Raw genomic sequence first — 23,633 nt, 5'->3', positions numbered from 1 at the left:
ACCCTCGGGTGTACAACGGAGGCGCAGTGGCCGGTCGCCGGCGTCATGCCATGCCATGCCGTCAGCTGACGACGGCGATGCCCTCGATCTCGACCAGGGCCTCCTCGTCCCACAGACGGGTGGCGCCGATCACGGCCATCGCCGGGTAGTCGCTGCCGACCAGGCGTTTCCACACCGCGCCGAGATCACGGGCATGGCGTCGGTAGTCGGCGACGTCGACGGCGAAGACGGTGAGCTTGGCGAGGTCGGACGGGCGGGCGCCGGAGGCCGCCGCGACGTCCAGGAGGTTCGTCAGCGCCCGCTCGAACTGCTCGACGATGCCGTCCCCCACGATCCGGCCCGAACCGTCGAGAGCGGTCTGTCCGGCGAGGAAGACCATGGTTCCCGGGGCGGCGCGCACGGCATGGCTGAATCCGGTCGCCGGCGCGAGATGCGGCGGGTTGATCCGCTCCGGCCCGCCACCGCCCGCGCCCGCACCGGCACCGTTGTCACCGTTCCCGGCACTCATCCCCACCCCCGCGTCCGTCCCGCTCTCTCCACTCATCCTCATCGAATCCCCTCCGCCGTCAACGTGCGTCGCCCACCCGGGAATTGAAGCGGGTTCCGTTCCGCCCGGGTAGCCCTTCACCGCTCATCCAGCCCACGCCGTTCACCTGGCCTCGGCCGGGGCCACCTTGACTCAAGGGTTCCGCGCCGCCCGCGCGGCGGCCACTGCCATCGGCTCATGCCCGTCCAGTGTGCCCTGGGCGCCGTAGGGACGGCAGCGCAGAAACGCCGCTTCGTGGTGGAAGGGTCTCGCCGCGTGCTCCCTGACCGCTTCCTGGTGCGCGGGACGGTCGGTGCCGTAGGCGTAGTGGCGCATCGCCGACACGCTCTGCCAGAGGGAGAACGTGCCGACGAAGCGGGGCGGTCTGGCCAGGGCGACCGAAGCGATCAGCGATGGATCGGCCGCGGCCCGTCCTGCAGCCCGGGAATTGGCCCGCAGGAACGGTAGTGCGCGACGCAGCCGCAGCTGCCCGAGGGTGAGGACGGCCACCGGTCCGTCCTCCGCGTCCCGCGCGGCGCCGGGGTCGGTTTCGACCGGCATCGCGGGCCAGGAACCGGATATCCGCAGCGGCTGCAGCCGCACCTGCCAGCCTCCGGCCAGCCGTCGCGGCAGCGGGTCCTCGGCGAGGAAACGGTCGAGCGCGGCATCGTCCTCCCACGCGGCGAGCAGCGCGGCCCGGCCGGGGCGCGGCACGGGCGGACCCGAGGCGATGGCGCCGGTGAGCGTCGTCTGGGCGTACCGGAGACCGGGGGTGGAGTCCGGCCGTGGACGCTCGCGGAGGACGGCGCGGACGTTGCGGACACCGATGTCGGCGAAGTGAAGGGAAACGATCACGACGAGCCCCCGTATCTGGTCCTGTTGGGACAGTCCTGCCTGCCACGGCAGCTCCACCGGGTCCTGCTGATTCCGCTGATCCCGGCTAAGCTACTGATGCGTATACCAAGCGGTACACGATCCAGTATCCTTCATCACAGCGGCCATGGCGAGCCGAAATCACCAGCGGAACAAGCCAGTTCGCAGAGGGGGAGCGCATGGGCGGGATCGACCGCAGCCGCGCCGCGCGGGCCGAGGCCAGGACGCGTATCGAGGACGCGGCGGCCCGGCTGTTCGCGGAGCGCGGCTTCGCGGGCACCACCATCGGAGAGATCGCCGCTGAAGCGGGCCTGAGCAAGCCGATGCTCTACCGGCACTTCGACTCCAAGCAGGAGCTGCACCTCGCCCTGCTGGAGCGGCACCGCGACGAGCTGGCGGCCGCCCCGATCCGCGAACTCCTGCACGGTGAGGGCGATCTGGCCGCGAGGATGACGGCGATGTATGACGCCTGGTTCGGCTATGTGCAGAGCCATCCGTACACCTGGCGCATGATGTTCCGGGACACCACGGGCGACGCGCAGGTCGCTGCCTTCCACCGTGAACTGCAGCGCAGACAGCGGGAGACGGACATGGCGCTGCTGCGCGAGTTCGTGCCCGGCATCCCCGAGGCCGAGCTGGAACCCCTCGGCGAAGCGATCCGCAGTGCGCTCTACGGGCTCGCGTTGTGGTGGCTGGAGCGGCCCGACCGCCCGCGCGAGCTGCTGGTCGCGTCGATGGTGCGGATCACCCGTGGCCTGATCTCCACCGTCAAGGCCCCGAGCGGCGGGCACGGGGGGCAACGGGCAGGGCGTTGAAGCCGCCGGGGCCCCGGCGGGGGAGGACCCTCCCGGCCCGCCGGGAGGGTCGGCCTGAGCGGCCTCACACCACCGCCGGGGACTCCGGATGGAGCGCCGCCCGCAACTGCCCCGTCCAGTGGGCCGTCATCTCCTTCGCCACCCGGGTGTCCGGCGCGTACAGCTCGAAGCCGTGCCAGGCACCGGGCACATTGCGGACCGTGACCGGCACGCCCGCGTCCATCAGGCGCCGGGCGTAGGCCAGCCCCGCCTCGCGCATCGGATCGAGATCGCAGACCAGGACATGGGCCGGTGGCAGCCCCGACAGCTCGGTGGCGCGAGCGGGCGCGGCATACGCCTCCGCCTGTGTCGTCCCCTCCGGAAGGTAGTGCTGCCACGACGACTGGACACCGCGCCCGGTGAGCACCCGTGCGTCCAGGGCTCGCTCCGTGTCCGCTGCTGTGTCCGCTGTCGCGTCGGTTGCTGCGTCGGCCGCCGTGTCCGCCCCGACCCGGTCATCCAGATCGGGGACGCACAGCGACTGATAGGCGAGCTCCGGCCCGCCGCGGTCGCGGGCCATCAGGGCGACCGCGGCGCTGAGTCCACCGCCCGCCGACTTGCCGGCCACCGCGATCCGCGCGGGATCGATGCCCAGCTCGCCGGCCCGCCCGGCCACCCATTCCAGCGCGAGGTAGCAGTCCTCCACCGCGGCCGGATAGCGGTGCTCAGGGGCGAGGCGGTATTCGACGGTGATGATCACGGCGGGCAGTTCGCGGCAGAGCTCGATGGCCACCCGGTCCTGCCCCGGCAGCGCCCGGCCGAGGGCGAACCCGCCCCCGTGGAAATGCAGTACGGCGGGCAGCACGTTCCCGGCGCTACTGGTGTTCCCGGTGTCTTCGGCGGCGGTACCCACCACCCCCTCCGGACGGTAGACCTCGACCGTCAGCGTGCCGCCTTCCGTCAGCCTGCCGCCGTCCGTAGCTGCGCCGCCGCCCGTTCGCGGGATGTCGAACCGCTCGCTGCACACGCCCGTACGGTCCGCCGGGAAGGCGGCCAGCATCTCGTGGAATCCGGCGCGCGAGGCCTCGATGTCCTCATACGGATCGGAGTTCCGCGGCAACGCCTCAAAGGCCGCAACGAGTTCGGGGTGCACCCGCATCGCGGTCCGGTCAGTCTTCTCGGGCTGGACGCTCATACGGAGTGCTCCTCGTTCGGAAGGGACATGCCACAGCTTCTGCTCACGATCTCCGCCCGCACGCGCCCGCCCGCGCCCGCCGGCAAGTGGTACGCGCCCCCGCGGCCTGCACCGGCCCGCTGCCGGCGGCCCCGCTGCACCGCCCCGCCGTGCCTGCCGCCCCACCGTCCCCGCCGCCCCGCCGCACCCGCTCACTTCGCCTCCGCATAACACTCCACCACCGCCGTGGTGAACGGAAAGCGGACCGGAGTCTCCCCGAACGCGATCCGCCCGGCCGTCGCGGCGGCCGCCGTGATCGCCTCGGCGACCGTCGCCGCCTCCTGCGCGGGGCAGTGCACGATCACCTCGTCATGCTGGAAGAAGACCAGTTCGGCGCGGAGCCCGCCCTCCGACAACGAGTGGCGCAGCGCGGCCAGTAGCAACAGGGCCCAGTCGGCAGCGCTGCCCTGGACGACGAAATTGCGGGTGAACCGGCCGCGCGCCCGGGCGGCAGCCGAGCCGGTGCCGTAGGCCGGGGACGCTTCCTCTTCCTGGGGCAGGCCCGCCTCATCGGGAGGCGCGACGGAAGCGGGCGGGCTGGTGCGGCCCATCCAGGTGCGCACCAGCCGTCCTTCCTCGCCCGCGCGCGCCGCCTCGTCCACATACGCCACCGCGGCCGGATAGCGGCGGCGCAGATCGGCCATGTGCTTGAGGGCGTCACCGGACGTCTGGCCGTAAATGGCGCCCAGCAGACCGAGCTTGGCCCGGTCGCGGTCACCCCCGAACGCACGGGCGGCCAGGTCGGCGTACAGATCCTCGCCGCTGCCGGCCAGCTCCATCAGGCCCCGGTCGCGGGAGACGGCCGCCAGTACCCGGGGTTCCATCTGGGCGGCGTCGGCGACCACCAGGCGCCACCCCGGGTCGGCGCGTACGGCCTGCCGGATCACCTTGGGGATCTGCAGCGCACCACCGCCGTTGGTGGTCCAGCGGCCGGAGACCGTGCCACCGGGCAGATACTCGGGGTGGAAACGGCCGTCGTGCACCCACTGCTGGAGCCATGCCCACCCATGGGCGGTGTAGAGGCGATAGAGCGTCTTGTACTCCAGCAGCGGCGCCACCGCGGGGTGATCGATCTGTTGCAGCTCCCATTTGCGGGTCGAGGTGAGGGAAATCCCGGCGCGGGCAAAGGCCTTGACGATGTCCTGCGGCAGATCCGGGCGCACCCGCCGGCCCGTCCCGAAGGCCCGGGACACCTCGTCGGCCAGTGCCGCCATCCGGCGCGGCTCCCCTCCGCCCGGATAGCGCTCTCCCAGCAGCTCGTCGAGCAGCTTGCGGTGCACATCGGCGCGCCACGGCACCCCGGCCCGCCCCATTTCCGTGGCGACCAGCATGCCCGCGGATTCGGCGGCGAGCAGGAGCCGCATCCGGTCCGGGTGTTCCGCCCTCTCCGTACGCGCCATATGGCCGGCATAGACCTCCAGCAGCGCCGTGAGCTCGTCCGTGCCAGGAGGCAGCGGCACCGGGCCCGGCTCGAACAGGGACGGCTGGGCCTGAGCCGTACGGACCGGCGCGTCCTGCGGGACGGGCCGGTCGTGGAGCCGCGCCCAGGCGGCGGCCAGCGAATGCGGCTGGCCCGACTGACCCTCCTCATGGCCGATCAGCAGCGCCTCGGCGGCCTCCACGTCATAGCACCGCTCGACCCGCACCCCCGCCGTCAGCAGCCGCCGGTAGGTCTCCGCGGTGGACCGCCACACCCACCGCTCGACCTCGGGCCGGGTACGCACGGCCTCGGCGAGCGAGGACTCCCGCACCACCGGCCCGGCGGGCCGCCCCTCCCGGTCGAGCGGGCAGAGACGAGCACCCCCGTCGCCCGTCTCCACCACCGCCCATCTCATGCCTCCGAGTCTTCCACCAGGGTCTGACATTCGCCCTGACCAGCGCAGACGACACGACCCCGGCAGCCCTCATGCCGGCGAGACCCCCGCGGCCCGTCCCTCCCCGCAGCCCGCCCCTCCGCAGCCCGTCCCCCCCCCCGGCACACCCCTCTGCGCCCCCGGGCCGAGGCAGGCTGTCGCCACTCCCTCGGCCGAAACGCCGCAACCAAGGCGCCATTTCCCGCGGAGCCACCTTCAACCGGAACTGATCACCACCGGGTTGACCTTTGGCGCACCTGCGGTGTGCCCGACACCCTCAACGCCGCCGCCCGCCGAATCCGGTGATCGGCAGCGCTTGCTCCGCAACTCGCCTTGCCCTCATGGCACTTGAAATCACCGTCCAGCGGGTCGGCAGCCCGCCGGGAAATGCCGGTAAGAATTCTTCGTACCGGATTCTGAAATGCCAAAACGGCATCCGGAAGGCGAACTCGGCCCGGGGTGGTGATATGTATCTATGGTTTCGTGGCATTTGGGTGAAACGGCGAAACCGCACCCCCAGAAGCGAGTTGACCAGTGCGCTCCGGAAACGGGCACTCCGCTTCGAGAAGGGTAAATCGTGATCAAGAAGGTCCTGGCCACGACGGCTGTAGCCGCGTCCGTCGTCGGCATCTCGGCAACGGCCGCCCCCCAGGCGATGGCGATCGGCAACCACAACGGCACGTCGACGGTGAACGGCAACGGTGCCAAGAGCGCGTTCGGCAACTCCACCACCGTGGGCAAGATGAGCCCGCAGCTGGAGCTCGTCCAGGGCTCGTTCAACAAGCCGTGCATCGCCCTGGGCAAGGTGAACAGCCAGCTCGTGGGAGGCTGGTGGCCGGCCGCGATGCAGGACATCAACGTTCTGTCGTCGCCGCAGAACCAGCAGTGCGCCGAGAACTCCACCCAGGCCAAGGGTGACGAGCCGCTGTCGCACATCATCGACGACATTCCGATCCTGTCCGGGAACGGCGTCGGCAACCACTGAGCCGGCCATCGGCCGCAGGCCCGGACCGCCGGCTCTCGTTTCCAGAGCGGTCCGGGACCTGGGGAACCCCGTTGGGAACCGTAGGGACGGAATTCCTCGATCCCCCTTTCGGTAGGAATTCGTATTCGGCGGGTACCTCGCCTGTTCGAACTCCGGTGTTTTTTCCGCGTCGTATGCGCGGCGACAATCTCCTGAAGCGGTGCTGCATCGTTCGGGCGATTCCTCCGAAAACCTCCCGGCAAGAGTTTCGTGCCCGAGGGGAAATCGTTACCAATATCGCAGCGGTGTTACGGGCGAGCAGAAAACCGCCCGTGCGACACGACGGTCGTGTTCGCCACGGACCCGTTGCAAGGAAGGGCTGAAAGTGAAGTACGCAAAGGTCGCAGCGATCACTGCCGGTACGATCATGGCGGTGGGGGCGGCGTCGCCGGCCTTCGCCGACGCAGGGGTCGCCGGTGGCGCCAAGAACTCGCCCGGTGTGCTCTCCGGTAACGCCGTCCAGGTCCCGGTGCACATCCCGGTCAACCTCTGCGGCAACACCGTCAACATCGTTGCGCTGCTGAACCCGGCGTTCGGCAACACCTGCGTGAACGCCTGACTCGAAGGAATTCGAGCCAAGTCGATGTGACCTGGCCCCGGTGCGCGGTCACCTGCGCACCGGGGCCGGTCGCCATTCGCATGGTGCGGGTGGACGTACAGCGTCTGCAATTTTCGGGCGGCTCATCCGAGAAAGAGTGCAATTTCAGGGTTTCTCGGGACGTAGGAACTCGTTAGTCACGCTGAAATCGGTCATCCGAGCAGCGAAGTGATTGCCACATGTGGCGTTGCTGCCGCCGGACCGTCAAGCACCGCCCGAGAAGGGACAGTTGAAGTGAAGTACGCAAAGTCTGCCGCGGTTGTTGCCGGTTCCGTCATGGCGCTGGGGATCGCCACACCTGCATTCGCCGCCCAGCCCGGAGCCCCGACCATGAGCCTCAACGGCGGGCTGACCGACGCGCTGAGCAGCAAGCAGCTGGACGGCCACCAGCTCAAGCCGCTGGTCAACACGGTCAAGACCGCGGGGGGCAAGGTCAAGTCGGCCAACGCGAAGAAGCTGCTCCGTGGTGTCACCGGGCCGACCAAGAAGACTCCGCTGCTCGGCGGCCTGCCGCTCAAGTAATTCCGCGGATTTCACTGTCCTTCGGCTGCGCCCGGCGAGTGCGACGCGGTAGCGGAATTTTGTGTGACCCGACTACCGGCATGCGGCGCCCGAAGCTCCACCGCACCCCCGCGCTTTCTCGCCCAGGCTCCCGGCCCTGGTCCGGAACGGGAGTACCGGCCACGATGCCGGTCCGTAGAAGTGACCCCGGAAAGCGGCCCGGGAAAGCTGCCCGGGAAAGCTGCACGGGAATGTGGCTCCGGTGGCCAGCTCATTTGAGTGAATGAGAACAACCAAAAACATCCCTGTGAGTTGGGCAGTTTGCCCGGCCCAAGGGCATCCCGAAACACGAAGGATCAAAATGATCAAGAAGGCTTTGGCCACCGCAGCCGCGGCTGCGTCCATCGTCGGCGTGGCCGCCGCTGCCGCCCCCCAGGCGATGGCGATCGGCAACCAGCACGGAACGTCTTCCGTCAACGGCAACGGCGCGCAGCAGTATTTCGGAAACTCCACCACCTACGGCTACATGAGCCCGCAGATCGGTCTGATCCAGGGCTCGTTCAACAAGCCCTGCCTGGCCATGGGCAAGCTGAACCTCCAGGGCGTGCACGGCTTCGCGCTGCAGGACCTCAACATCCTGTCGTCGCCGCAGAACCAGCAGTGCACCGAGAATTCCACCCAGGCCAAGGGCGACGAGCCGCTGTCGCACATCCTGGACAACATCCCGGTCCTTTCCGGCAACGGCGCCGGCAACCGCTGACCGGCTGATGATCACCCGGGCCGCCCGGTCCTCCTTCTTCCGGGCGGCCCGGGTTTCTGCTGTCCGGCACTGGAGCGGAAATGTTATTCGCTCGTGACGGAACTCCGCCGTGCCGGATCGTTAGGAATGATGTGTGGAGGGAAGCGTGCCAATGCCCTTGCGAGATTGATGGGGCTGCGAGGGTATTGGCATGCCGTCCGAAGCGAGGGCAGGGCCTGCGAATCCGTTCAGTGGTTTCGCGGGCCCTGCGTCGTGTGGTGGCGAAGTGCCATGGAGATCGGGCGTTCCGGGCTGCCCCGAGAGCGACAAGTCGCATTGTCGGTATGCGAATTGGGGCGGGACACCGGCGGCAGCGGAAGCTGATTCCCATGCGGAAGGCCTGGTGCCTGCTATTCGGGTGACGGTGCAGAACTCAAGCCCGTATGGCGGGTTGTTCAAACAGGGCTCCCGTGTCGGGAGTTTCTTCTCCTGAAGGGTTTGCGTGATGAAGAAGATGATGGCGGGCGCGGCTGTGGCGGCGTCGCTGATCGGTATCTCCGCTGCGGCCGCTCCCGACGCCATGGCGATCGGTGACCAGAGGGGCACCAGCACGGTCAACGGAAACGGGGCGACGTCGGTCTACGGCAACTCCACCACGCGCGGCCACCTGAGCACCCAGCTCGGGCTCGTCCAGGGGTCGCTGAACGACGTGTGCCTCGGTCTGGGCAAGGCGAACCTCCAGGGTGTGCACGGCTTCGCGCTGCAGGACCTCAACATCCTGTCGTCGCCGCAGAACCAGCAGTGCGCCCACAACTCGACGCAGGCCAAGGGCGACGAGCCGCTGTCGCACATGATCGACGGCATTCCGGTCCTCTCCGGGAACGGCGTCGGCAACGGCTGAGCGCAGGCGGCCTCGGCCGTTCCCCCGCGTGTGTCACCGGGCGGCCGGCGCCGCGTATGGGCTGCCGGCCGCCCGGTCGTGCGAGCGGAACGCGCGGTGCGGGCGGCGGTCCGTGGGCAATGACTGCAGAGGAGGGACGAGAGATGCGACAGAGCCTGAAGACGTGTGTGTTCGTGGTGACGGCGGCGTCGGGCGTGCTCGGCGCGGGTGGCGGTGTGGCGTATGCGGACGCCGGCGCCGGGGGCGGCGCGAAGAACTCGCCGGGTGTGCTGTCCGGGAACAGCATCCAGGTGACCGTGGACACCCCGGTCAATGCGTGCGGCAACTCGGTGGACGGTGGCGCGGCGCTCAACCCGGCGACGGGTGCCTCGTGCGGGAACGGTGCGGTACCCGGAGCGGCGGCCCGCCGGCCCCTGAACGCCGCCCCGCCGCCCCCGGTGGCGCAGCGGCCCGCCGCTGAGCGGGTCCGGCGGCACACGGCCCCGGACGGGACGCCCCACCGGGAACGGCCGCCGAAGGCGCAACCGGCGAAGGCGGCGCCGCAGCACGCCCGGAAGTCCGCGGAGGGCCCGGGGGCGGTGCCTGCGCCGCGGTCGTCCGCACGGGACGCGCGGGCAGGGGCACAGACGCGGGCCGGGGCCTCGGCGGGCTCCGGGCTGCTGGCGTCCACCGGGCCCGGCGAGCTGGGTGTGGTCGCGGGTGCGGGCGGCGGGCTGCTGGTGGGAGGGGCGCTGCTGCTGCGCCGGTCCCGTACGCGTTCCAGATGAGCGCGAGGGCCGTAGGCGCGGGGCGAGGGCCCCGGGAATCCGGGGGTTCGATGGCCGGCCGAGCGGGTCCGGCGGTCCGCCCGGTCGAGTCGTCCGTCGGCATCGCCGGACGACTCGACCGCGGGCCGTCGTGCCCCGTTGCCCAGGGCGGCGCTGCGGCTGGAAGCGGCCCTGCGGGCGTACGACGGATCGTGCGGATCAACGCGGGAAGGCCGTTTCCGGCACGGGGAGGATCGTTTTTTCGCTCATTGGTGGGGACCCGTCTTGCGGGTGGGTGAAGCAGCGCTCTTCCGGGTGGGTGAAGCAGGGCGGAACCGGAAGCGCCGCGGGCCGTGCCGCATGCCGCGCCCTCTGGCAAAATTGGGGTGAAAGCCGCAAAAGCGATGGGTCGATGAGGTGGGGCCATGCTCGTTGCGCTGGCGCAGACGGACTGTGTGCTGGGCGGGGTGGCGGAGAACCTCGATGTCGCCCGTGAGCAGATCCAGCAGGCGGCGGCGCAGGGTGCGGATCTTGTCGTCTTTCCCGAACTGAGCCTGCACGGCTATCACTTGGGGGCGCTGGAGCGTGACGCGTCGCTCGCGGCGAACGATCCGAGGCTGCTGGAGCTGAGCACCCTCGGCCCCGATGTGCTGGTCGGCTTCCACGAGCACACCAGTCTGCGGGCCTACAACACCGCGGCCCACTACGCGGCCGGTGAACTGGTGCACGCCCACCGCAAGCTGTACCTCCCCAACTACCTGGCCTGGGAGGAGCGCAAGCACGTCAGCCCTGGGCAGTCACTGCGCGCGTACGAGCTGAAGCGGGACCGGAGCGGGGGCCGGGGCGCGACGCTGGTGTGCAATGACGCCTGGCAGCCGGCCCTGCCGTGGCTGGCGGTGCAGGACGGTGCCGAGGTGCTGTTCGTCCCGACGAACAGTGCGGCGAGCCTGGATCCGGAGGCGATGGACACCGGGCTCTACTGGGACACCCTGCTGTCCTATACGGCGAAGATGCTGCAGTGCTGGGTGGTCTTCGTGAACCGGGTGGGCAATGAGCACGGTGCGGCGTTCTGGGGCGGCTCGCGGGTGGTGGACCCACGGGGCGCGGTGGTGGCGCAGGCGCCCAAGTGGGAGCCCTCGCTGGTCACCGTCGAGATCGACCTCGCCGAGGCGCGGCGGCAGCGCCGGGCGGTGCCGCTGGTCGCCGAGGCCCGGTTGGGGCTGATCGACCGCGAGGTGCGGCGGCTGATCGACGAGGGCGGCGATCACTGAGCGGCCGGAGGGGATGGAGCGGCCGGCGGCCCGGCCTCAGTGGTGGGGCCCGGCCTCAGTGCCGGGCGGCGGCCTCCGGGCGGGGCGCTGCGTCCGTACGGGGCGTCGCGTCAGGGCGGGGTGTCACGTCCGGCTCGTCGGCCTTGAGCGTCTTGACCTCGGCCTTGAGGATGCGCATCGAGCGGCCCAGTCCGCGCGCCATGTCGGGCAGCTTCTTCGAGCCGAAGAGCAGCACGAGTACCGCGATGATCAGGATCAGGTGCCAGGGTTCGAAGGCGTTGCGGAGCATGCGCGCGCTCGCTTTCTCGGGAGGGGCGGCGGACGTTCTGTCCAGTATCACCCCAACGGTCCGGCCGTCCGGTCCAGGGGGCGCCCCCCGGGGCCGGACGGCCGGCGGCACGGCTACCAGCTCGACTTGCGGACCCCCGGCAGGTAGCCCGCGTGCGCCTGCTCGCGCAGTCGTACGCGGGACAGGCCGAAGGCGCGGAAGTGGCCGCGAGGGCGCCCGTCGACGCTGTCGCGGTTGCGCACCCGGGTGGCGCTGGCGTCCCGCGGCTGGCGGGAGAGCTCGCGCCGGGCGGCGGTGCGCTCCTCCTCGGGGGTGTGCGGGCTGCGGATGACGGCCTTGAGGACCGCGCGCCGGGCCGCGTAGCGGGCGACGGTCATCCGGCGCTTCTCGTTCTTGGCGATCTTGCTCTGCTTGGCCATCAGACCTTCTCCCCTCGTGCGCGGATCCGGGCGACGGCCGCCTCGATCCCGATCGTGTCCACGGTCTTGATGCCCCTGGTGCTCAGCGTGAGCCGGATGTGCCGGCCCTCGCTCTGCAGCCAGTAGCGCTTGCGCTGGATGTTGGGGTCGAAGCGGCGCGGGGTGCGCCGGTGCGAATGGGAGACGGAGTTGCCGAAGCCCGGCGCGCGGCCGGTCAGCTGGCAGTGGGCGGACATGGTGCGGTCCCTCCGGTCGGGGCCCCTGCTGAGAGCCTATTGAAAATGGAAACCATTTCCGTATACTAACCCCATGGCCCGCAACGAACTACGCCCGGTCGTCAAGCTCCGGTCCACCGCCGGCACCGGCTACACCTACGTGACCCGCAAGAACCGCCGTAACGACCCCGACCGCCTGGAACTGCGCAAGTACGACCCGGTGGCCGGCCGTCACGTGACCTTCCGAGAGGAGCGCTGAGCACCGTGAAGCCTGGAATCCACCCCGCCTACGGGCCGGTCGTCTTCCGCGACCGGGCCGCCGACGTCGCCTTTCTGACCCGTTCGACCGCCACCAGCGACAAGACGATCGAGTGGGAGGACGGCCGCACCTATCCCGTCATCGACGTCGAGATCTCCTCGGCGAGCCACCCCTTCTACACGGGCACGTCCCGGGTGATGGACACCGCGGGCCGCGTCGAGCGGTTCGAGCGCCGCTACGGCACCCGCGGGGCCCGCTGATGGAACCGCTCAACGTCGTGCTGGTGGGCGGCCTGCACGCGGAGGCGCGGCAGGCCGCCGTCGACCGGCTGCTGCGCTCCGTCCCCGGCAGCGTCGCCCTCCATCACGACCTCGCCTCGGCCGCCGAAGGCACCGTGCGGCGCACCGTCCGTGACGCGGGCGGCACGCTCGACACCGGTGACGCACCGCTGGTCAACGACTGCGCCTGCTGTGCGCTGCGCGAGGACCTGGTGCCCGAGCTGGAGCGGCTGGCCGCCGGGCGCACCTGCCGGCTGGCTGTCGTCGAGCTGTGGGACTCGGTCGAGCCCAAGGCGATGGCCGAGGCGGTCACCGCGTGCGGGAGCGAGAACTTCGCACTGACGGGGGTGATCACCGCCGTCGACCCGGCGCTGCTGCTGCCTTACCTCGGCTGCGGCGACGACCTTGCGGAGGCCGGGCTCGCCGCCGCGGCCTCCGACCGGCGCACGGTCGCCGACACCTGGGCGCGGCAGCTGGAGTACGCGCCGGTGCTGGCGATCGCCACGGGGGAGGAGGCGGCGGACCCGGCCGACCTCGCGCTGCTCGCCCAGCTGCATCCGATGGCGCACCAGGTCCCCGTCGAATCAGGGGAGTTGGCGGCCGCAGCGAGGGCCGGCTTCGATGTGGCGGCGGCCGCGGCGCGCCAGCACCCGGCCTGTGCGCTGCTGCCGCAGGAGGCCGATGCGGAGGGTGTCGGCACCCTCGTGTGGCAGCACACCCGGCCCTTCCACCCCGAGCGGCTCTACGGCGCGCTGGAGGATCTGACCTGCGCGGCCGCGCGCAGCCGGGGCCGGTTCTGGCTGGCCGACCGCCCCGACACCCTGCTGTCGTGGGACGCGGCCGGCGGGGCGCTGTGTGTGGAGAACGCCGGCCCCTGGCTGGCCGCACTGCCGGACGCCGCCTGGGAGATGGTGCCGCCGATGCGCCGGGCCGCCGCCGCGCTGGACTGGCACCCCGAGCACGGTGACCGCGTCCAGCATCTGGTCTTCACCTCGCCGGACCTCGACCGCGAGGGCCTTGCGTCCCTCCTGGAGTCCTGCCTGCTCACCGACGCCGAGTACGCGGGCGGCCGCGCGGCCTGGAAGAGCCTGCCGTCCGCCTTCGACGCCCTCCTCGACCCCGTTTCGTGAGCTGACGGCCGCGGCAGTCAGCCAGTCCGCCCGTCAGCCCGCCCGCTCGTGCGGAGCCGGTTCCGCCCGGCTCGTCTCCGTCAGCACATCCCCGCACCCCGTACACGCCCTCGCCCCCCCTGCGCCCCGTACGCGCCCCCCTGCGCCCCGTGCGCCCCCCGCACCCCCGCCCCCGTACAAGGAAGCCCCCATGCCCCGTAGGCACGACCCGCGCCGGACATCCACGCCCCGCCCCAACCCGCTGGACGCGGCAGGCATTACCTACATCGACTACAAGGACACCGATCTGCTGCGGAAGTTCCTCTCGGACCGCGGCAAGGTGCGCAGCCGCCGGGTCACCCGGGTCAGCGCGCAGCAACAGCGGCAGCTCTCCCGGGCGATCAAGAACGCACGGGAGATGGCCCTGCTCCCGTACGCGTCACGGTGACGGCCGTCTCCTGGTGACGGGCGCCGTCCGGTGACGGGCGGGAGGTCCCCTGCGGATGACGCGCAGGGGACCTCCTGGCGTGTACGGGGCGGGGCGGGGCGGCCCCGGCGCCCGCGCATCTGCCGGGCGTCTCCCCCCCCCGGAACCCACAGGGCGTGGCGCACGTCTCTTCCACGGCCGTGAGGGCTTCGGGTCCGCGGTCCGTACCAGGTACAGGGCGCACCTGAGCAGGGGCGACGAGCGGAAGCCGGCCGCGGGGGAGCGGCCGGCCCGGGTGCTCGACGAGCTGTGACCGCCTCTGCACCGGCTGTCGTGCACGTGCATCTGCGCATGCATCCGCATGAGAACGCGGCTATGCTCCCGGGCAGTTGACACCATTTATCACCGGGAGACCCCTGTGCTCCACGCATACAACGGCATGGCCGCCACAGATCTCCGTGATGTGGCATGGCAGAAGAGCAGGCACAGCAACTCCCAGGGTTCCTGCGTGGAGTTCGCCAAGCTGCCCGGGGGTGACATCGCCGTACGCAATTCCCGCTTCCCGGAAGGCCCCGCGCTCGTCTACACGCCGGCCGAGGTCCGGGCGATGCTGCTCGGCATCAAGGACGGGGAGTTCGACCACCTCGTACGGGACTGAGCGCCCGGGGGCCCGGAGGCCCGGCGGCCATAGGGGTGTCTCCCCACACGGCAACCGGGCGCCCGTACGTGACGGTGCGCCCGGTGTGCGGGAAGCGGCTACGGCAGCCGGAAGAGGGCCCACACGATCTTGCCGTGTGCGGCACCGGCCAGCGGATGCCAGCCCCAGCTGTCGCTGAAGGAGTCCACGAGGTACAGCCCACGACCCGACTCCGCGGCGGAATCCGCCTCCCCGGCGACCGGTGAGTCATCGCTCGGGTCCCGTACGGCACAGATCAGCCGGGAGGACCAGCGCATCAGGTGCAGCCGGGCGGGCGGGGTGGCGTCGTGGTGCTCCGGAGCGGCCAGGATCGCGTGCCGCAGGGCATTGGTGACGAGTTCGGAGACCACGAGGGCGACCGAGTCGAAGAGATCGTCCAGATCCCAGCCCTGCAGGGTCTCGCGAGTGAACGCACGTGCACTGCGCACCGATTCATAGCGCGGCGGGAGTGTGCGGGACGCCGATCCGGAGACAGCCAAGGGGTCGACGGGAGGAAAGCCCTGCCATAACGGCTCGAGCATGGTCAAAACCTTGGTCCCCATGCGAGGCACTCCTGGCGTTCGCGGACGTCATGACCCTGGCCGGTCAGCCGGATCTGGCGGATCTTTCACGAGCGTGCATGCGTGCGACGCCTATGGTTCCCAATGCGCGGGACAGATGCAAGGGCAGATGCACGTGCACGTGCCGTGATTGCGTCATCCCGGACGGTTTTCCTCCGGATTCTTCCCGTCAGTTCGTGTGGAGGGGTTGCGGGGGCCTCACACATCAGTAACCGGATGAGCACGCAACGGAGCCCGAACGTGGCAGACTGCGGCCCACTGTTGGACGGGGTGGGGTCACAGGAGGGTCTGAGAGGTGTCCGCAAGTGAGTCGAGCGGGTCGGTGGTGCGGCGGATCCTGCTCGGGTCGCAGCTCCGTCGGCTGCGTGAATCGCGCGGGATAACCCGCGAGGCGGCCGGCTACTCGATCCGTGCGTCCGAATCGAAGATCAGCCGCATGGAGTTGGGCCGCGTGAGCTTCAAGGCACGTGATGTGGAGGACCTGCTCACGCTGTACGGGGTCGGTGACGCCCAGGAGCGCGAGGCGCTGCTGTCCCTGGCGCGCGAGGCGAATGTGGCCGGCTGGTGGCACAGCTACACCGATGTGCTGCCCGGCTGGTTCCAGACGTATGTGGGTCTGGAAGGCGCCACTTCGCTCCTCAGAGTCTACGAAGTCCAGTTCGTTCATGGGCTGTTGCAGACGGAGAGCTATGCGCAGGCCGTCGTCAGACGGGGCATGCCGGATGCCGGGCCCGCCGAGATCGAGCGCCGCGTCGCGCTGCGCATGGAGCGCCAGAAGCTGCTGGTGACCGAGCGGTCGGCGCAGTTCCACTGTGTCCTGGACGAGGCCGCGCTGCGCCGCCCCTACGGCGAACGGTCCGTGATGCGCGAGCAGCTGAAGCATCTGATCGAGGTGTCCGAGAGACCGAACGTGCGGCTTCAGGTGATGCCCTTCAGTCTGGGAGGGCATGCGGGCGAGAGCGGAGCCTTCACGATGCTCGGCTTCCAGGAGTCCGGTCTGCCGGACGTCGTCTACCTGGAGCAGCTGACGAGTGCGCTCTATGTGGACAAGCCCGAAGAGGTCGCGCAATACGCCCGGGTGATGGACCGCCTCCAGGAGGAGGGGCCGAATCCGGCCGAGACCAGGGACCTGCTGCGCGGACTGCTCCAACTGATGTGACGCGTCGGTAGGATGGCGCACCATCAGGAGTCAGCACCCCCCAATGCGGCGCCCTGAGCGCCCTGTTCTCCAGATCGGGATGGCATGTCCTACTTCGACGAGTTGGCGTATCAGTTCATCGACGGCGAATGGCGGGCCGGCAGTGGTTCGTGGGACATCGTCGACTTCAATCCCTATAACGGGGAGAAGCTGACCTCCATACCCGTCGCCACCGTCGAGGAGATCGACCAGGCCTACCGCGCCGCCGAGCGCGCGCAGCGGGAGTGGGGCGCCACCAATCCGTACAGCCGGCGGACCGTCTTCGAGCGGGTGCTGCGGATCATCGACGACCGTGAGGCGGAGCTGGCCGAGACGATCGCCGCCGAGGTCGGCGGCACGCTCGTCAAGGTGGGCTTCGAGCTGCATCTGGCCAGGGAGTTCCTGCGCGAGGCGATCCAGCTGGCGCTGCGTGCCGAGGGCCGCATTCTGGCCTCGCCCATCGACGGCAAGGAGAACCGTCTTTACCGGCTGCCGGTCGGTGTCGTCGGCGTCATCAGCCCCTTCAACTTCCCCTTCCTGCTCTCCCTCAAGTCCGTCGCGCCGGCCATCGCGCTCGGCAACGCGGTCGTCCTCAAGCCGCACCAGAACACCCCGGTGTGCGGCGGCGGTCTGGTCGCCAAGATCTTCGAGGAGGCGGGGCTGCCGGCGGGGGTGCTCAACGTCGTGGTCACCGATATCGCCGAGATCGGCGATGCGCTCATCGAGCACCCGGTGCCCAAGACCATCTCCTTCACCGGCTCCGAGAAGGTCGGCCGGCATGTCGCCACGGTCGCCGCGTCGCACTTCAAGCACTCGGTGCTGGAACTGGGCGGCAACAGCGCGCTGGTCGTGCTGGACGACGCCGATGTCGACTACGCGGTGGACGCGGCCGTCTTCAGCCGCTTCGTGCACCAGGGCCAGGTCTGTATGGCCGCCAACCGGGTGCTCGTGGACCGCGCCGTGGAGCAGGAGTTCACCGAGAAGTTCGTGGCCAGGGTCGCGGCCCTGAAGGTGGGCGACCCCACCGACCCGCAGACCCATATCGGTCCGCTGATCAACGAGGGGCAGGCCGAGGCGATCACCTCGCTGGTGGACCGCGCGGTCGCCGACGGCGCCTCGGCGCTGCTGCACGGTGAGACCCGGGGCACGCTGGTGGCACCCAGCGTGCTGAGCGGGCTGCCGGAGGACTCCCCGCTGCTGCAGCAGGAGATCTTCGGGCCCGTGGTGGTGCTGGTGCCGTTCGACGGTGACGACGAGGCGGTGCGGCTCACCAACACCACGCCGTACGGGCTCAGCGGCGCCGTGCACACCGCCGACATCGAGCGCGGGGTGCGGTTCGCCAAGCGGATCGAGACCGGGATGTTCCACGTCAACGACGCCACGGTGCACGACGAGCCGATCGTGCCGTTCGGCGGCGCGAAGAGCTCGGGCGTGGGGCGGCTGAACGGCGATGCGATGGTGGAGGCCTTCACCACCACCAAGTGGATCTCCATCCAGCACGGGCGGTCGCAGTTCCCGTTCTGAGCGGCGGGGCGATCCCGGCGGGGTGATCCGCGGCCATCCGCCACGCGTTGCGGACAGAAGCTGACCGCATGGGTTCCTACCTTGAGTGATGTCGAAGGCGGACGGCGAGGAGCCGGCCGCCGGGGGATGTCACGAGACGTCACAAGGCGTCAGGAAAGGCGGATCTCATGCCCACTCACGTTCTTGCCGAGGCCCACGGCGACGAGGCCGGCGCGCTGCTGGCCTTCCTGGAGGCCCAGCGCGGCGGGCTGCGGCGGGCGGTCCTGGGGCTGACCGACGCCGAGGCGTCCCGGCGGCCGAGCGCCGGTGAGCTGTCGCTGGCCGGCCTGGTCAAGCATGTCGCACAGACCGAGCAGGGCTGGATCGAGACCGCCCAGGAACGGCCGCATTCCATCGAGCGGACCCCCGAGACCTGGCACCTGAGCTTCCAGCTCGTGGAGGACGAGAGCCTGGCGGGGATGCTGGCGTTCTGGGAGAAGGTCGCCCGGCGTACGGAGGAGTTCATCCGCTCGCTGCCGAGCCTGAACGACACCTTCCCGCTGCCCGAGGCGCCGTGGTTCCCGCCACAGGCCCGGCAGTCGATGCGCTGGCTGATGCTGCACCTGATCGAGGAGACGGCCCGGCACGCCGGTCACGCCGACATCCTCCGCGAATCCCTGGACGGCAAGACGGCCTTTGCGCTGGTGGACGAGGAGCGCGCGGCCCGGCAGGGGTGAGCGCGGGGGTCTGCCGCGCGCCCTGCCGGGGCGTTCTAGGCTGACGGCAGGGCACGTGTAGGGATAGAGGAGACGATGTCGGCGATCCGGCTGTTGGTATTGGGCGCCGTGCGGCAGCACGGCCGGGCGCACGGCTACCAGGTGCGCAACGACCTGGAGTACTGGGGCGCCCATGAGTGGTCCAACGCCAAGCCCGGCTCGATCTACCACGCGCTCAAGCAGATGGCCAGGCAGGGGCTGCTGCTCGCCCATGACATCGCGCCCAGCACCGTCGGCGGCCCGCCGCGTACCGAGTACGAGCTCACCGCGGCGGGCGAGACGGAGTACTTCGCGCTGCTGCGCGCGGCGCTCGCCCAGCACGACCAGAAGGCCGACGTGCTCAGCGCGGGCATCGGCTTCGTCGTCGACCTTCCGCGGGCCGAGGCGGTGGCGCTGCTCAAGGAGCGGGTGCGGGCGCTGGAGGAGTGGCGTGGCACGGTCACCGGCCACTACACGCCCGAGGACGGGCCCGAACAGCTCGGCCATATCGGCGAGCTCATGAATATGTGGGTGCACTCCGCGGACAGCGGCGCGGTGTGGACGCGCGGGCTGATCGAGCGGATCGAGGGCGGGGCGTATGTCTTCGCCGGCGAGGGGGAACCGTTCGTCGGCGTGCTCGCCGACGGGCAGGAGAACCCGTACGCCGTGAAGGACGCGCACTCCGGGGAGGCCGAGGGCGGCGGGACCGGCGGGCACGAGGGCGGCGGCGGTGGCGGCGGTGGCCTCGCCAAGGAAGCTGATTAATCAAGTTTGACTAACCGCGGAACGGGGATTACCTTACCGCGATACGTAGTCAAACTTGACTACAGCGGGGAGGGGATGTCGTGACGGACCGCGATCAGGCGATCGTCGTCGAAGCACTGCACAAGCACTACGGCAACAAAGCGGCCCTGGACGGGCTGGACCTCACCGTTGCGCACGGAGTGGTGCACGGTGTCCTGGGACCCAACGGCGCAGGCAAGACCACCCTCGTACGGATCCTGTCCACGCTGCTGCGGCACGACGGCGGGCGGGCCGAGGTCGCCGGCTTCGATGTGCTGCGGCAGCCGGACGAGGTGCGGCTGCGGATCGGGCTGCTCGGCCAGCACGCGACGGTCGACGAAGAGCTCGGCGGGCGGCAGAACCTGGAGATGTTCGGGCGGCTCTGCCACCTCGGGGCACGCAGGGCGGGGGAGCGCGCGGACGAGCTGCTGGAGCGGTTCGGGCTCGCCGGTGCCGGCCGTAAGGCGGTACGCCACTACAGCGGCGGGATGCGGCGCCGGCTCGATCTGGCGGCGAGTCTGGTGCGGGCGCCGCGGATCCTGTTCCTGGACGAGCCGACGACGGGGCTCGATCCGCGGGGCCGTACCGAGGTGTGGCAGGCGGTGCGCTCGCTGGTGGGTGACGGTACGACGGTGCTGCTGACCACGCAGTATCTGGAGGAGGCCGACCAGCTCGCGGACCGGATCTCGGTGGTGGACGGCGGCCGGGTGGTCGCGGACGGCACTCCCGACGGGCTGAAGTCCGCGACCGGAGGCGACCGGATCGATGTCGTCCTGCACGACGCCGGGCAACTGGGCTGGGCGGCCGGTCTGCTGGAGGAGGCGCTGGGGAGCACGGCGGGCGGTGGCGCGGTCGCCGCGGACGCCGAGGCCCGGCGGCTGAGCGTGCCCGTCGCCGACCGGATGGCGGGGCTGGCCCAGGCGGTACGGGTGCTGGCCGCGGCGGGGATCGAGGCGGCGGACCTCGCGGTGCGGCGGCCGACGCTGGACGAGGTGTTTCTGCATCTGACGGGGGACGGCGCGGCCAAGACAGGCACGGCGGACAGGGAGGGCACGGCGGTATGAGCGGTATGGCGTGGGCGGTCACCGATTCCTGGACGATGACCCGGCGCGGTCTCACGCACTGGGCGCGACGGCCGGTGCAGATCGTCGTGCAACTGGTCTTTCCGGTACTGCTATTGCTGATGTTCGGGTACTTCCTGGGCGGCGGGATGGCCGTGCCGGGCGGCGGCGACTACAAGGAGTACCTGGTCCCGGGGATGTTCGCGCTCACCATGGCGTTCGGGCTCGAATCGACGATGATCGCGGTGACCCAGGACCTCGGCAAGGGGGTGCTCGACCGCTTCCGGTCGATGCCGATGGCGCCGTCCGCGGTGCTGGTCGGACGCAGCGTCCTGGACATGCTGCAGTCGGCGCTGAGTCTGCTGGTGATGATCGGCGTCGGGCTGGCGATGGGCTGGCGCTGGCACGGCACCGCGGCCGACGCGTTGGCCGCGGTGGGGCTGCTGCTTCTGCTGCGGTTCGCGATGCTGTGGATCGGTATCCATCTCGGCCTGCTCGCGGGCAGACCGGAGCTGGTGCAGGCGGTACAGATCCTGGTCTGGCCGGTGGGCTTCTTCTCCAACGCCTTTGTCTCCGCCGCGTCGATGCCCGGCTGGCTGGGCGCGATCGCCGAGTGGAATCCGATGTCGGCGACGGCGAGCGCGGTGCGTGAGCTGTTCGCCAACCCCCGGTGGTCCGGGGACAGCTGGGCGGCGGGCCACGCCGGACTGCTGGCCGTGGTGTGGCCCCTGGTGCTGCTCGCGGTGTTCTTCCCGGCGGCGGTGCGGAGGTACCGGGGGCTGGGGCGTTAGGGCAGGCGGGACGCGATTGCCGGGCCGTCCGGCAGCAGCCGGACGGCCCGGCGGCACACCAGGGCCTGGCGTCAGTCCCTAGTGGTGGAACGCCGTCGCCACGTTCTCCGGGCGCTGCATGGGCCCGGGTTGCTGCCGGAGTTCGGTCAGCAGCTCTTCCAGATCTGCGATGAACAGGTCGGCGAGGTCCAGGGAGAAGCCGTTGCGGCAGACCACCCGCAGGACGGACAGGTCCTCGCGCTTCGGGGGGAAGGTGTAGGCGGGGAGCAGCCAGCCGCGTTCCTTCATCCGCCGGGAGACGTCGAAGACATCGAAGGCGGTGACGTGGTCCGCGGTGGTGAAGGCGAAGACCGGCAGCTGGTCGCCCTGGGTGAGCAGTCTGAAGTCGCCCAGGGTGCCGATCCGTTCGGCCATCGACCGGGCCACGTCGCGGGTCGCCTGCTGCACGGCGCGGAAGCCGTCCCGGCCGAGCCGGAGGAAGGTGTAGTACTGCGCGGCCACCTGGGCGCCGGGACGGGAGAAGTTGAGCGCGAAGGTCGGCATATCGCCGCCCAGGTAGTTGACGCGGAAGACCAGCTCCTCGGGCAGCGCCTCCGTATTGCGCCACAGCGCCCAGCCGACGCCCGGGTAGACCAGGCCGTACTTGTGCCCCGAGGTGTTGATGGAGGCGACCCGCGGCAACCGGAAGTCCCAGACCACGTCAGGGTCGAGGAACGGCGCGATCATGGCGCCGGACGCGCCGTCCACATGAACCGGGATGTCCCAGCCCTTCTGCTTCTGGACCTCGTCGAGCGCCGCGCAGATCTCGGCCACCGGTTCGTACGACCCGTCGAAGGTCGAGCCGAGGATCGCCACCACGCCGATGGTGTTCTCGTCGCACAGCCCGGCGGCGGACTCCGCGTCCAGGTGGAAGCGGTCGCCCTCCATGGGGACCGTGCGCGCCTCGACCTCCCAGAAGTTGCAGAACTTCTCCCAGCAGACCTGGACGTTGGCGCCCATGACGAGGTTGGGCCGTGCCTGGCCCGGATACCGGTCCTTGTTCCGCTGCATCCAGCGCCGCTTGAGGGCCATGCCGGCCAGCATGCAGGCCTCGCTCGACCCGGTGGTGGAGCAGCCGACGGCCTCGGACGGGACGGGGGCGTGCCACAGGTCGGCGAGCATCGCCACGCACCGCTTCTCCAGTTCGGCGGTGCGCGGGTACTCGTCCTTGTCGATCATGTTCTTGTCCCGGCACTCCGCCATCAGCACCCCGGCCTGCGGCTCCATCCAGGTGGTGACGAAGGTCGCCAGGTTCAGCCGGGAGTTGCCGTCCAGCATCAGCTCGTCGTGCACGAACTGGTAGGCGGTACGCGGGGAGACCGGGCCGTCCGGCAGGGTGTGCCGCGGTGGGGCGGACTCCATGCCGGCGACCGGGTCGGCCTCCCCGTAGAAGGGGTTGACCGGATGTCCGATGTGCTTGCGGTCGGATGCCGATGCGCCTTTGTGCAGAGTCATCTTTCGCCCCTACCCGTCAACTGGCCAAGGAAAGGCCGTGTTTGACGGCCTTGGTGAACTTCACCACGCGCTCCGCCTGGATGCGGGCGGCGGTGCGCGCGTCGTCGTCGGGCGGGGTGTCCGGGCCGCCGACGTGAGAGGTGCCGTAGGGATTGCCGTCGGTGAACTTCGCCGGGTCGGTGTAGCCCGGCGTCACGAGGATGCCGCCGAAATGGTGGACGGTCTGGTAGAGCGCGAGCAGGGTGGACTCCTGGCCGCCGTGCCGGGTGGCGCTCGCGGTGAAGCCGCTGTAGATCTTGTCCGCCAGCCTGCCCTGCTGCCAGAGGCCGCCCAGGGTGTCGATGTACTGCTTGAGCTGCGAGGAGACGTTCCCGAAGCGGGTGGGGGTCCCGAAGATCACCGCGTCCGCCCAGAGCATGTCCTCGTGCGTGGCCTCCATGATGTCGGCGGTGGCCGCGGCGTTCGCCGCCCATGCCGGGTTGGCGTCGATCGCGGTCTGCGGTGCGAGTTCCGCGGCCCGGCGCAGGCGTACGTCGGCCCCCGCGTGCTCGGCGGCGTCCGCGATCCGCCGGGCGAGCTCGGCGATGGTGCCGGTCGACGAGTAGTAGATGACGGCGACCTTCACATCGTGCACGGGCATCGGCGCACCTCCTGGAACCCGACAATAGGGGCATAGGGGGTAAGTGGCCTCCAGGGTTCACCCAGTGGAAGCGCAACGGGAAGCGCAACGGGCGGGTGGCCGTCCCGAGGGACCGC

At 70.4% G+C, this 23,633-nt stretch carries 29 protein-coding genes; 19 read left to right on the top strand and 10 right to left on the bottom strand.

Annotated elements, in window-relative coordinates; translation table 11 throughout:
• Nucleotides 1-61 precede the first annotated feature (61 nt).
• On the bottom strand, nucleotides 62-508 hold the full coding sequence (locus D9V36_RS19840; protein ID WP_129298547.1) for a RidA family protein: 447 nt from the start codon (nucleotides 506-508) through the stop codon (nucleotides 62-64).
• A 171-nt stretch (nucleotides 509-679) separates the two neighbouring features.
• Nucleotides 680-1,381 carry a spheroidene monooxygenase gene (locus D9V36_RS19835; protein ID WP_129294960.1) on the bottom strand — a complete coding sequence of 234 codons (702 nt, stop codon included), beginning with the start codon at nucleotides 1,379-1,381 and terminating at the stop codon, nucleotides 680-682.
• A 197-nt stretch (nucleotides 1,382-1,578) separates the two neighbouring features.
• Between D9V36_RS19835 and D9V36_RS19830 the strand changes: the two genes are divergently transcribed.
• A complete protein-coding gene (locus D9V36_RS19830; RefSeq protein WP_129294959.1) occupies nucleotides 1,579-2,214 on the top strand; it encodes a TetR/AcrR family transcriptional regulator in 636 nt (211 codons plus the stop codon).
• 64 nt (nucleotides 2,215-2,278) lie between these two features.
• Here the strand turns inward: D9V36_RS19830 and D9V36_RS19825 are convergent, their stop codons facing one another.
• Entirely contained in the window at nucleotides 2,279-3,388 is a 1,110-nt protein-coding gene (locus D9V36_RS19825) for an alpha/beta hydrolase (protein WP_129294958.1), read from the bottom strand.
• A 191-nt stretch (nucleotides 3,389-3,579) separates the two neighbouring features.
• Nucleotides 3,580-5,262: a bifunctional 3'-5' exonuclease/DNA polymerase gene (locus D9V36_RS19820; RefSeq protein ID WP_129294957.1), complete on the bottom strand. Its 1,683-nt coding sequence runs from the start codon at nucleotides 5,260-5,262 to the stop codon at nucleotides 3,580-3,582.
• A gap of 595 nt (nucleotides 5,263-5,857) precedes the next feature.
• On the opposite strand from D9V36_RS19820, the gene D9V36_RS19815 reads away from it, so the two are divergent.
• From D9V36_RS19815 to D9V36_RS19785, 7 genes are all read left to right on the top strand, one after another.
• Nucleotides 5,858-6,265: a rodlin gene (locus D9V36_RS19815; RefSeq protein ID WP_129294956.1), complete on the top strand. Its 408-nt coding sequence runs from the start codon at nucleotides 5,858-5,860 to the stop codon at nucleotides 6,263-6,265.
• A gap of 364 nt (nucleotides 6,266-6,629) precedes the next feature.
• Complete coding sequence (locus D9V36_RS19810; protein WP_129294955.1) at nucleotides 6,630-6,863, top strand: chaplin; 234 nt, start codon at nucleotides 6,630-6,632, stop codon at nucleotides 6,861-6,863.
• Between the two features lie 273 nt (nucleotides 6,864-7,136).
• Nucleotides 7,137-7,424 (top strand): hypothetical protein, encoded by a 288-nt coding sequence (locus D9V36_RS19805; protein ID WP_129294954.1) that lies wholly within the window; start codon nucleotides 7,137-7,139, stop codon nucleotides 7,422-7,424.
• Nucleotides 7,425-7,764: 340 nt separating this feature from the next.
• Nucleotides 7,765-8,163: a rodlin gene (locus D9V36_RS19800; RefSeq protein WP_129294953.1), complete on the top strand. Its 399-nt coding sequence runs from the start codon at nucleotides 7,765-7,767 to the stop codon at nucleotides 8,161-8,163.
• Between the two features lie 484 nt (nucleotides 8,164-8,647).
• Nucleotides 8,648-9,043 carry a rodlin gene (locus tag D9V36_RS19795; protein WP_129294952.1) on the top strand — a complete coding sequence of 132 codons (396 nt, stop codon included), beginning with the start codon at nucleotides 8,648-8,650 and terminating at the stop codon, nucleotides 9,041-9,043.
• Between the two features lie 143 nt (nucleotides 9,044-9,186).
• Nucleotides 9,187-9,810, top strand: coding sequence for a chaplin (locus D9V36_RS19790; protein WP_129294951.1), 624 nt, complete (start codon nucleotides 9,187-9,189; stop codon nucleotides 9,808-9,810).
• A gap of 404 nt (nucleotides 9,811-10,214) precedes the next feature.
• Nucleotides 10,215-11,060 carry a nitrilase-related carbon-nitrogen hydrolase gene (locus D9V36_RS19785; RefSeq protein ID WP_129294950.1) on the top strand — a complete coding sequence of 282 codons (846 nt, stop codon included), beginning with the start codon at nucleotides 10,215-10,217 and terminating at the stop codon, nucleotides 11,058-11,060.
• A 55-nt stretch (nucleotides 11,061-11,115) separates the two neighbouring features.
• Here the strand turns inward: D9V36_RS19785 and tatA are convergent, their stop codons facing one another.
• The 3 genes from tatA to rpmB all read right to left on the bottom strand — a co-directional run bounded on the left by tatA (nucleotide 11,116) and on the right by rpmB (nucleotide 12,004).
• On the bottom strand, nucleotides 11,116-11,349 hold the full coding sequence (tatA, locus tag D9V36_RS19780; RefSeq protein WP_129294949.1) for a Sec-independent protein translocase subunit TatA: 234 nt from the start codon (nucleotides 11,347-11,349) through the stop codon (nucleotides 11,116-11,118).
• Nucleotides 11,350-11,462: 113 nt separating this feature from the next.
• Nucleotides 11,463-11,768 (bottom strand): 30S ribosomal protein S14, encoded by a 306-nt coding sequence (gene rpsN / locus D9V36_RS19775; RefSeq protein WP_129294948.1) that lies wholly within the window; start codon nucleotides 11,766-11,768, stop codon nucleotides 11,463-11,465.
• Nucleotides 11,768-12,004 carry a 50S ribosomal protein L28 gene (rpmB, locus tag D9V36_RS19770; protein ID WP_129294947.1) on the bottom strand — a complete coding sequence of 79 codons (237 nt, stop codon included), beginning with the start codon at nucleotides 12,002-12,004 and terminating at the stop codon, nucleotides 11,768-11,770. The genes rpsN and rpmB overlap by 1 nt, the downstream gene beginning before the upstream one ends.
• Nucleotides 12,005-12,077: 73 nt before the next feature.
• Between rpmB and rpmG the strand changes: the two genes are divergently transcribed.
• The 5 genes from rpmG (at nucleotide 12,078) to D9V36_RS19740 (ending at nucleotide 14,714) form a co-directional block, all read left to right on the top strand.
• Nucleotides 12,078-12,242: a 50S ribosomal protein L33 gene (gene rpmG, locus D9V36_RS19765; protein WP_052861459.1), complete on the top strand. Its 165-nt coding sequence runs from the start codon at nucleotides 12,078-12,080 to the stop codon at nucleotides 12,240-12,242.
• 5 nt (nucleotides 12,243-12,247) lie between these two features.
• Nucleotides 12,248-12,502 (top strand): type B 50S ribosomal protein L31, encoded by a 255-nt coding sequence (locus D9V36_RS19760; RefSeq protein WP_129294946.1) that lies wholly within the window; start codon nucleotides 12,248-12,250, stop codon nucleotides 12,500-12,502.
• On the top strand, nucleotides 12,502-13,650 hold the full coding sequence (locus D9V36_RS19755; RefSeq protein WP_129294945.1) for a CobW family GTP-binding protein: 1,149 nt from the start codon (nucleotides 12,502-12,504) through the stop codon (nucleotides 13,648-13,650). Before D9V36_RS19760 ends, D9V36_RS19755 begins: the two co-directional genes overlap by 1 nt.
• Before the next feature lie 190 nt (nucleotides 13,651-13,840).
• Complete coding sequence (rpsR, locus tag D9V36_RS19750; protein ID WP_129294944.1) at nucleotides 13,841-14,077, top strand: 30S ribosomal protein S18; 237 nt, start codon at nucleotides 13,841-13,843, stop codon at nucleotides 14,075-14,077.
• A 397-nt stretch (nucleotides 14,078-14,474) separates the two neighbouring features.
• Nucleotides 14,475-14,714: a DUF397 domain-containing protein gene (locus tag D9V36_RS19740; RefSeq protein ID WP_129294942.1), complete on the top strand. Its 240-nt coding sequence runs from the start codon at nucleotides 14,475-14,477 to the stop codon at nucleotides 14,712-14,714.
• A 98-nt stretch (nucleotides 14,715-14,812) separates the two neighbouring features.
• Here D9V36_RS19740 and D9V36_RS19735 read toward each other — a convergent pair whose 3' ends face one another.
• Complete coding sequence (locus D9V36_RS19735) at nucleotides 14,813-15,295, bottom strand: ATP-binding protein (RefSeq protein WP_129294941.1); 483 nt, start codon at nucleotides 15,293-15,295, stop codon at nucleotides 14,813-14,815.
• A 313-nt stretch (nucleotides 15,296-15,608) separates the two neighbouring features.
• Between D9V36_RS19735 and D9V36_RS19730 the strand changes: the two genes are divergently transcribed.
• The 6 genes from D9V36_RS19730 to D9V36_RS19705 all read left to right on the top strand — a co-directional run bounded on the left by D9V36_RS19730 (nucleotide 15,609) and on the right by D9V36_RS19705 (nucleotide 21,383).
• A complete protein-coding gene (locus D9V36_RS19730; protein WP_129294940.1) occupies nucleotides 15,609-16,472 on the top strand; it encodes a helix-turn-helix domain-containing protein in 864 nt (287 codons plus the stop codon).
• A gap of 84 nt (nucleotides 16,473-16,556) precedes the next feature.
• Nucleotides 16,557-18,014: an aldehyde dehydrogenase family protein gene (locus D9V36_RS19725; RefSeq protein ID WP_129294939.1), complete on the top strand. Its 1,458-nt coding sequence runs from the start codon at nucleotides 16,557-16,559 to the stop codon at nucleotides 18,012-18,014.
• Between the two features lie 167 nt (nucleotides 18,015-18,181).
• Nucleotides 18,182-18,730 (top strand): DinB family protein, encoded by a 549-nt coding sequence (locus D9V36_RS19720; RefSeq protein WP_129294938.1) that lies wholly within the window; start codon nucleotides 18,182-18,184, stop codon nucleotides 18,728-18,730.
• Between the two features lie 75 nt (nucleotides 18,731-18,805).
• Entirely contained in the window at nucleotides 18,806-19,513 is a 708-nt protein-coding gene (locus tag D9V36_RS19715; protein WP_241720945.1) for a PadR family transcriptional regulator, read from the top strand.
• An 80-nt stretch (nucleotides 19,514-19,593) separates the two neighbouring features.
• The gene (locus tag D9V36_RS19710; RefSeq protein WP_129294937.1) at nucleotides 19,594-20,595 is read left to right on the top strand and encodes an ATP-binding cassette domain-containing protein; all 1,002 of its coding nucleotides are present in this window, start codon (nucleotides 19,594-19,596) and stop codon (nucleotides 20,593-20,595) included.
• Nucleotides 20,592-21,383: an ABC transporter permease gene (locus tag D9V36_RS19705; RefSeq protein ID WP_129294936.1), complete on the top strand. Its 792-nt coding sequence runs from the start codon at nucleotides 20,592-20,594 to the stop codon at nucleotides 21,381-21,383. Before D9V36_RS19710 ends, D9V36_RS19705 begins: the two co-directional genes overlap by 4 nt.
• A gap of 78 nt (nucleotides 21,384-21,461) precedes the next feature.
• Here D9V36_RS19705 and D9V36_RS19700 read toward each other — a convergent pair whose 3' ends face one another.
• A complete protein-coding gene (locus D9V36_RS19700; RefSeq protein WP_129294935.1) occupies nucleotides 21,462-22,877 on the bottom strand; it encodes a glutamate decarboxylase in 1,416 nt (471 codons plus the stop codon).
• A gap of 16 nt (nucleotides 22,878-22,893) precedes the next feature.
• On the bottom strand, nucleotides 22,894-23,517 hold the full coding sequence (gene wrbA, locus D9V36_RS19695; protein ID WP_129294934.1) for an NAD(P)H:quinone oxidoreductase: 624 nt from the start codon (nucleotides 23,515-23,517) through the stop codon (nucleotides 22,894-22,896).
• Nucleotides 23,518-23,633 lie beyond the last annotated feature (116 nt).

Origin of the sequence: Streptomyces lydicus (genome assembly GCF_004125265.1) — a bacterium.
Taxonomy (GTDB): domain Bacteria; phylum Actinomycetota; class Actinomycetes; order Streptomycetales; family Streptomycetaceae; genus Streptomyces; species Streptomyces lydicus_C.
The sequence above is the reverse complement of the archived record's forward strand: the minus strand, read 5'-3'. Positions and strand labels throughout refer to the sequence as shown.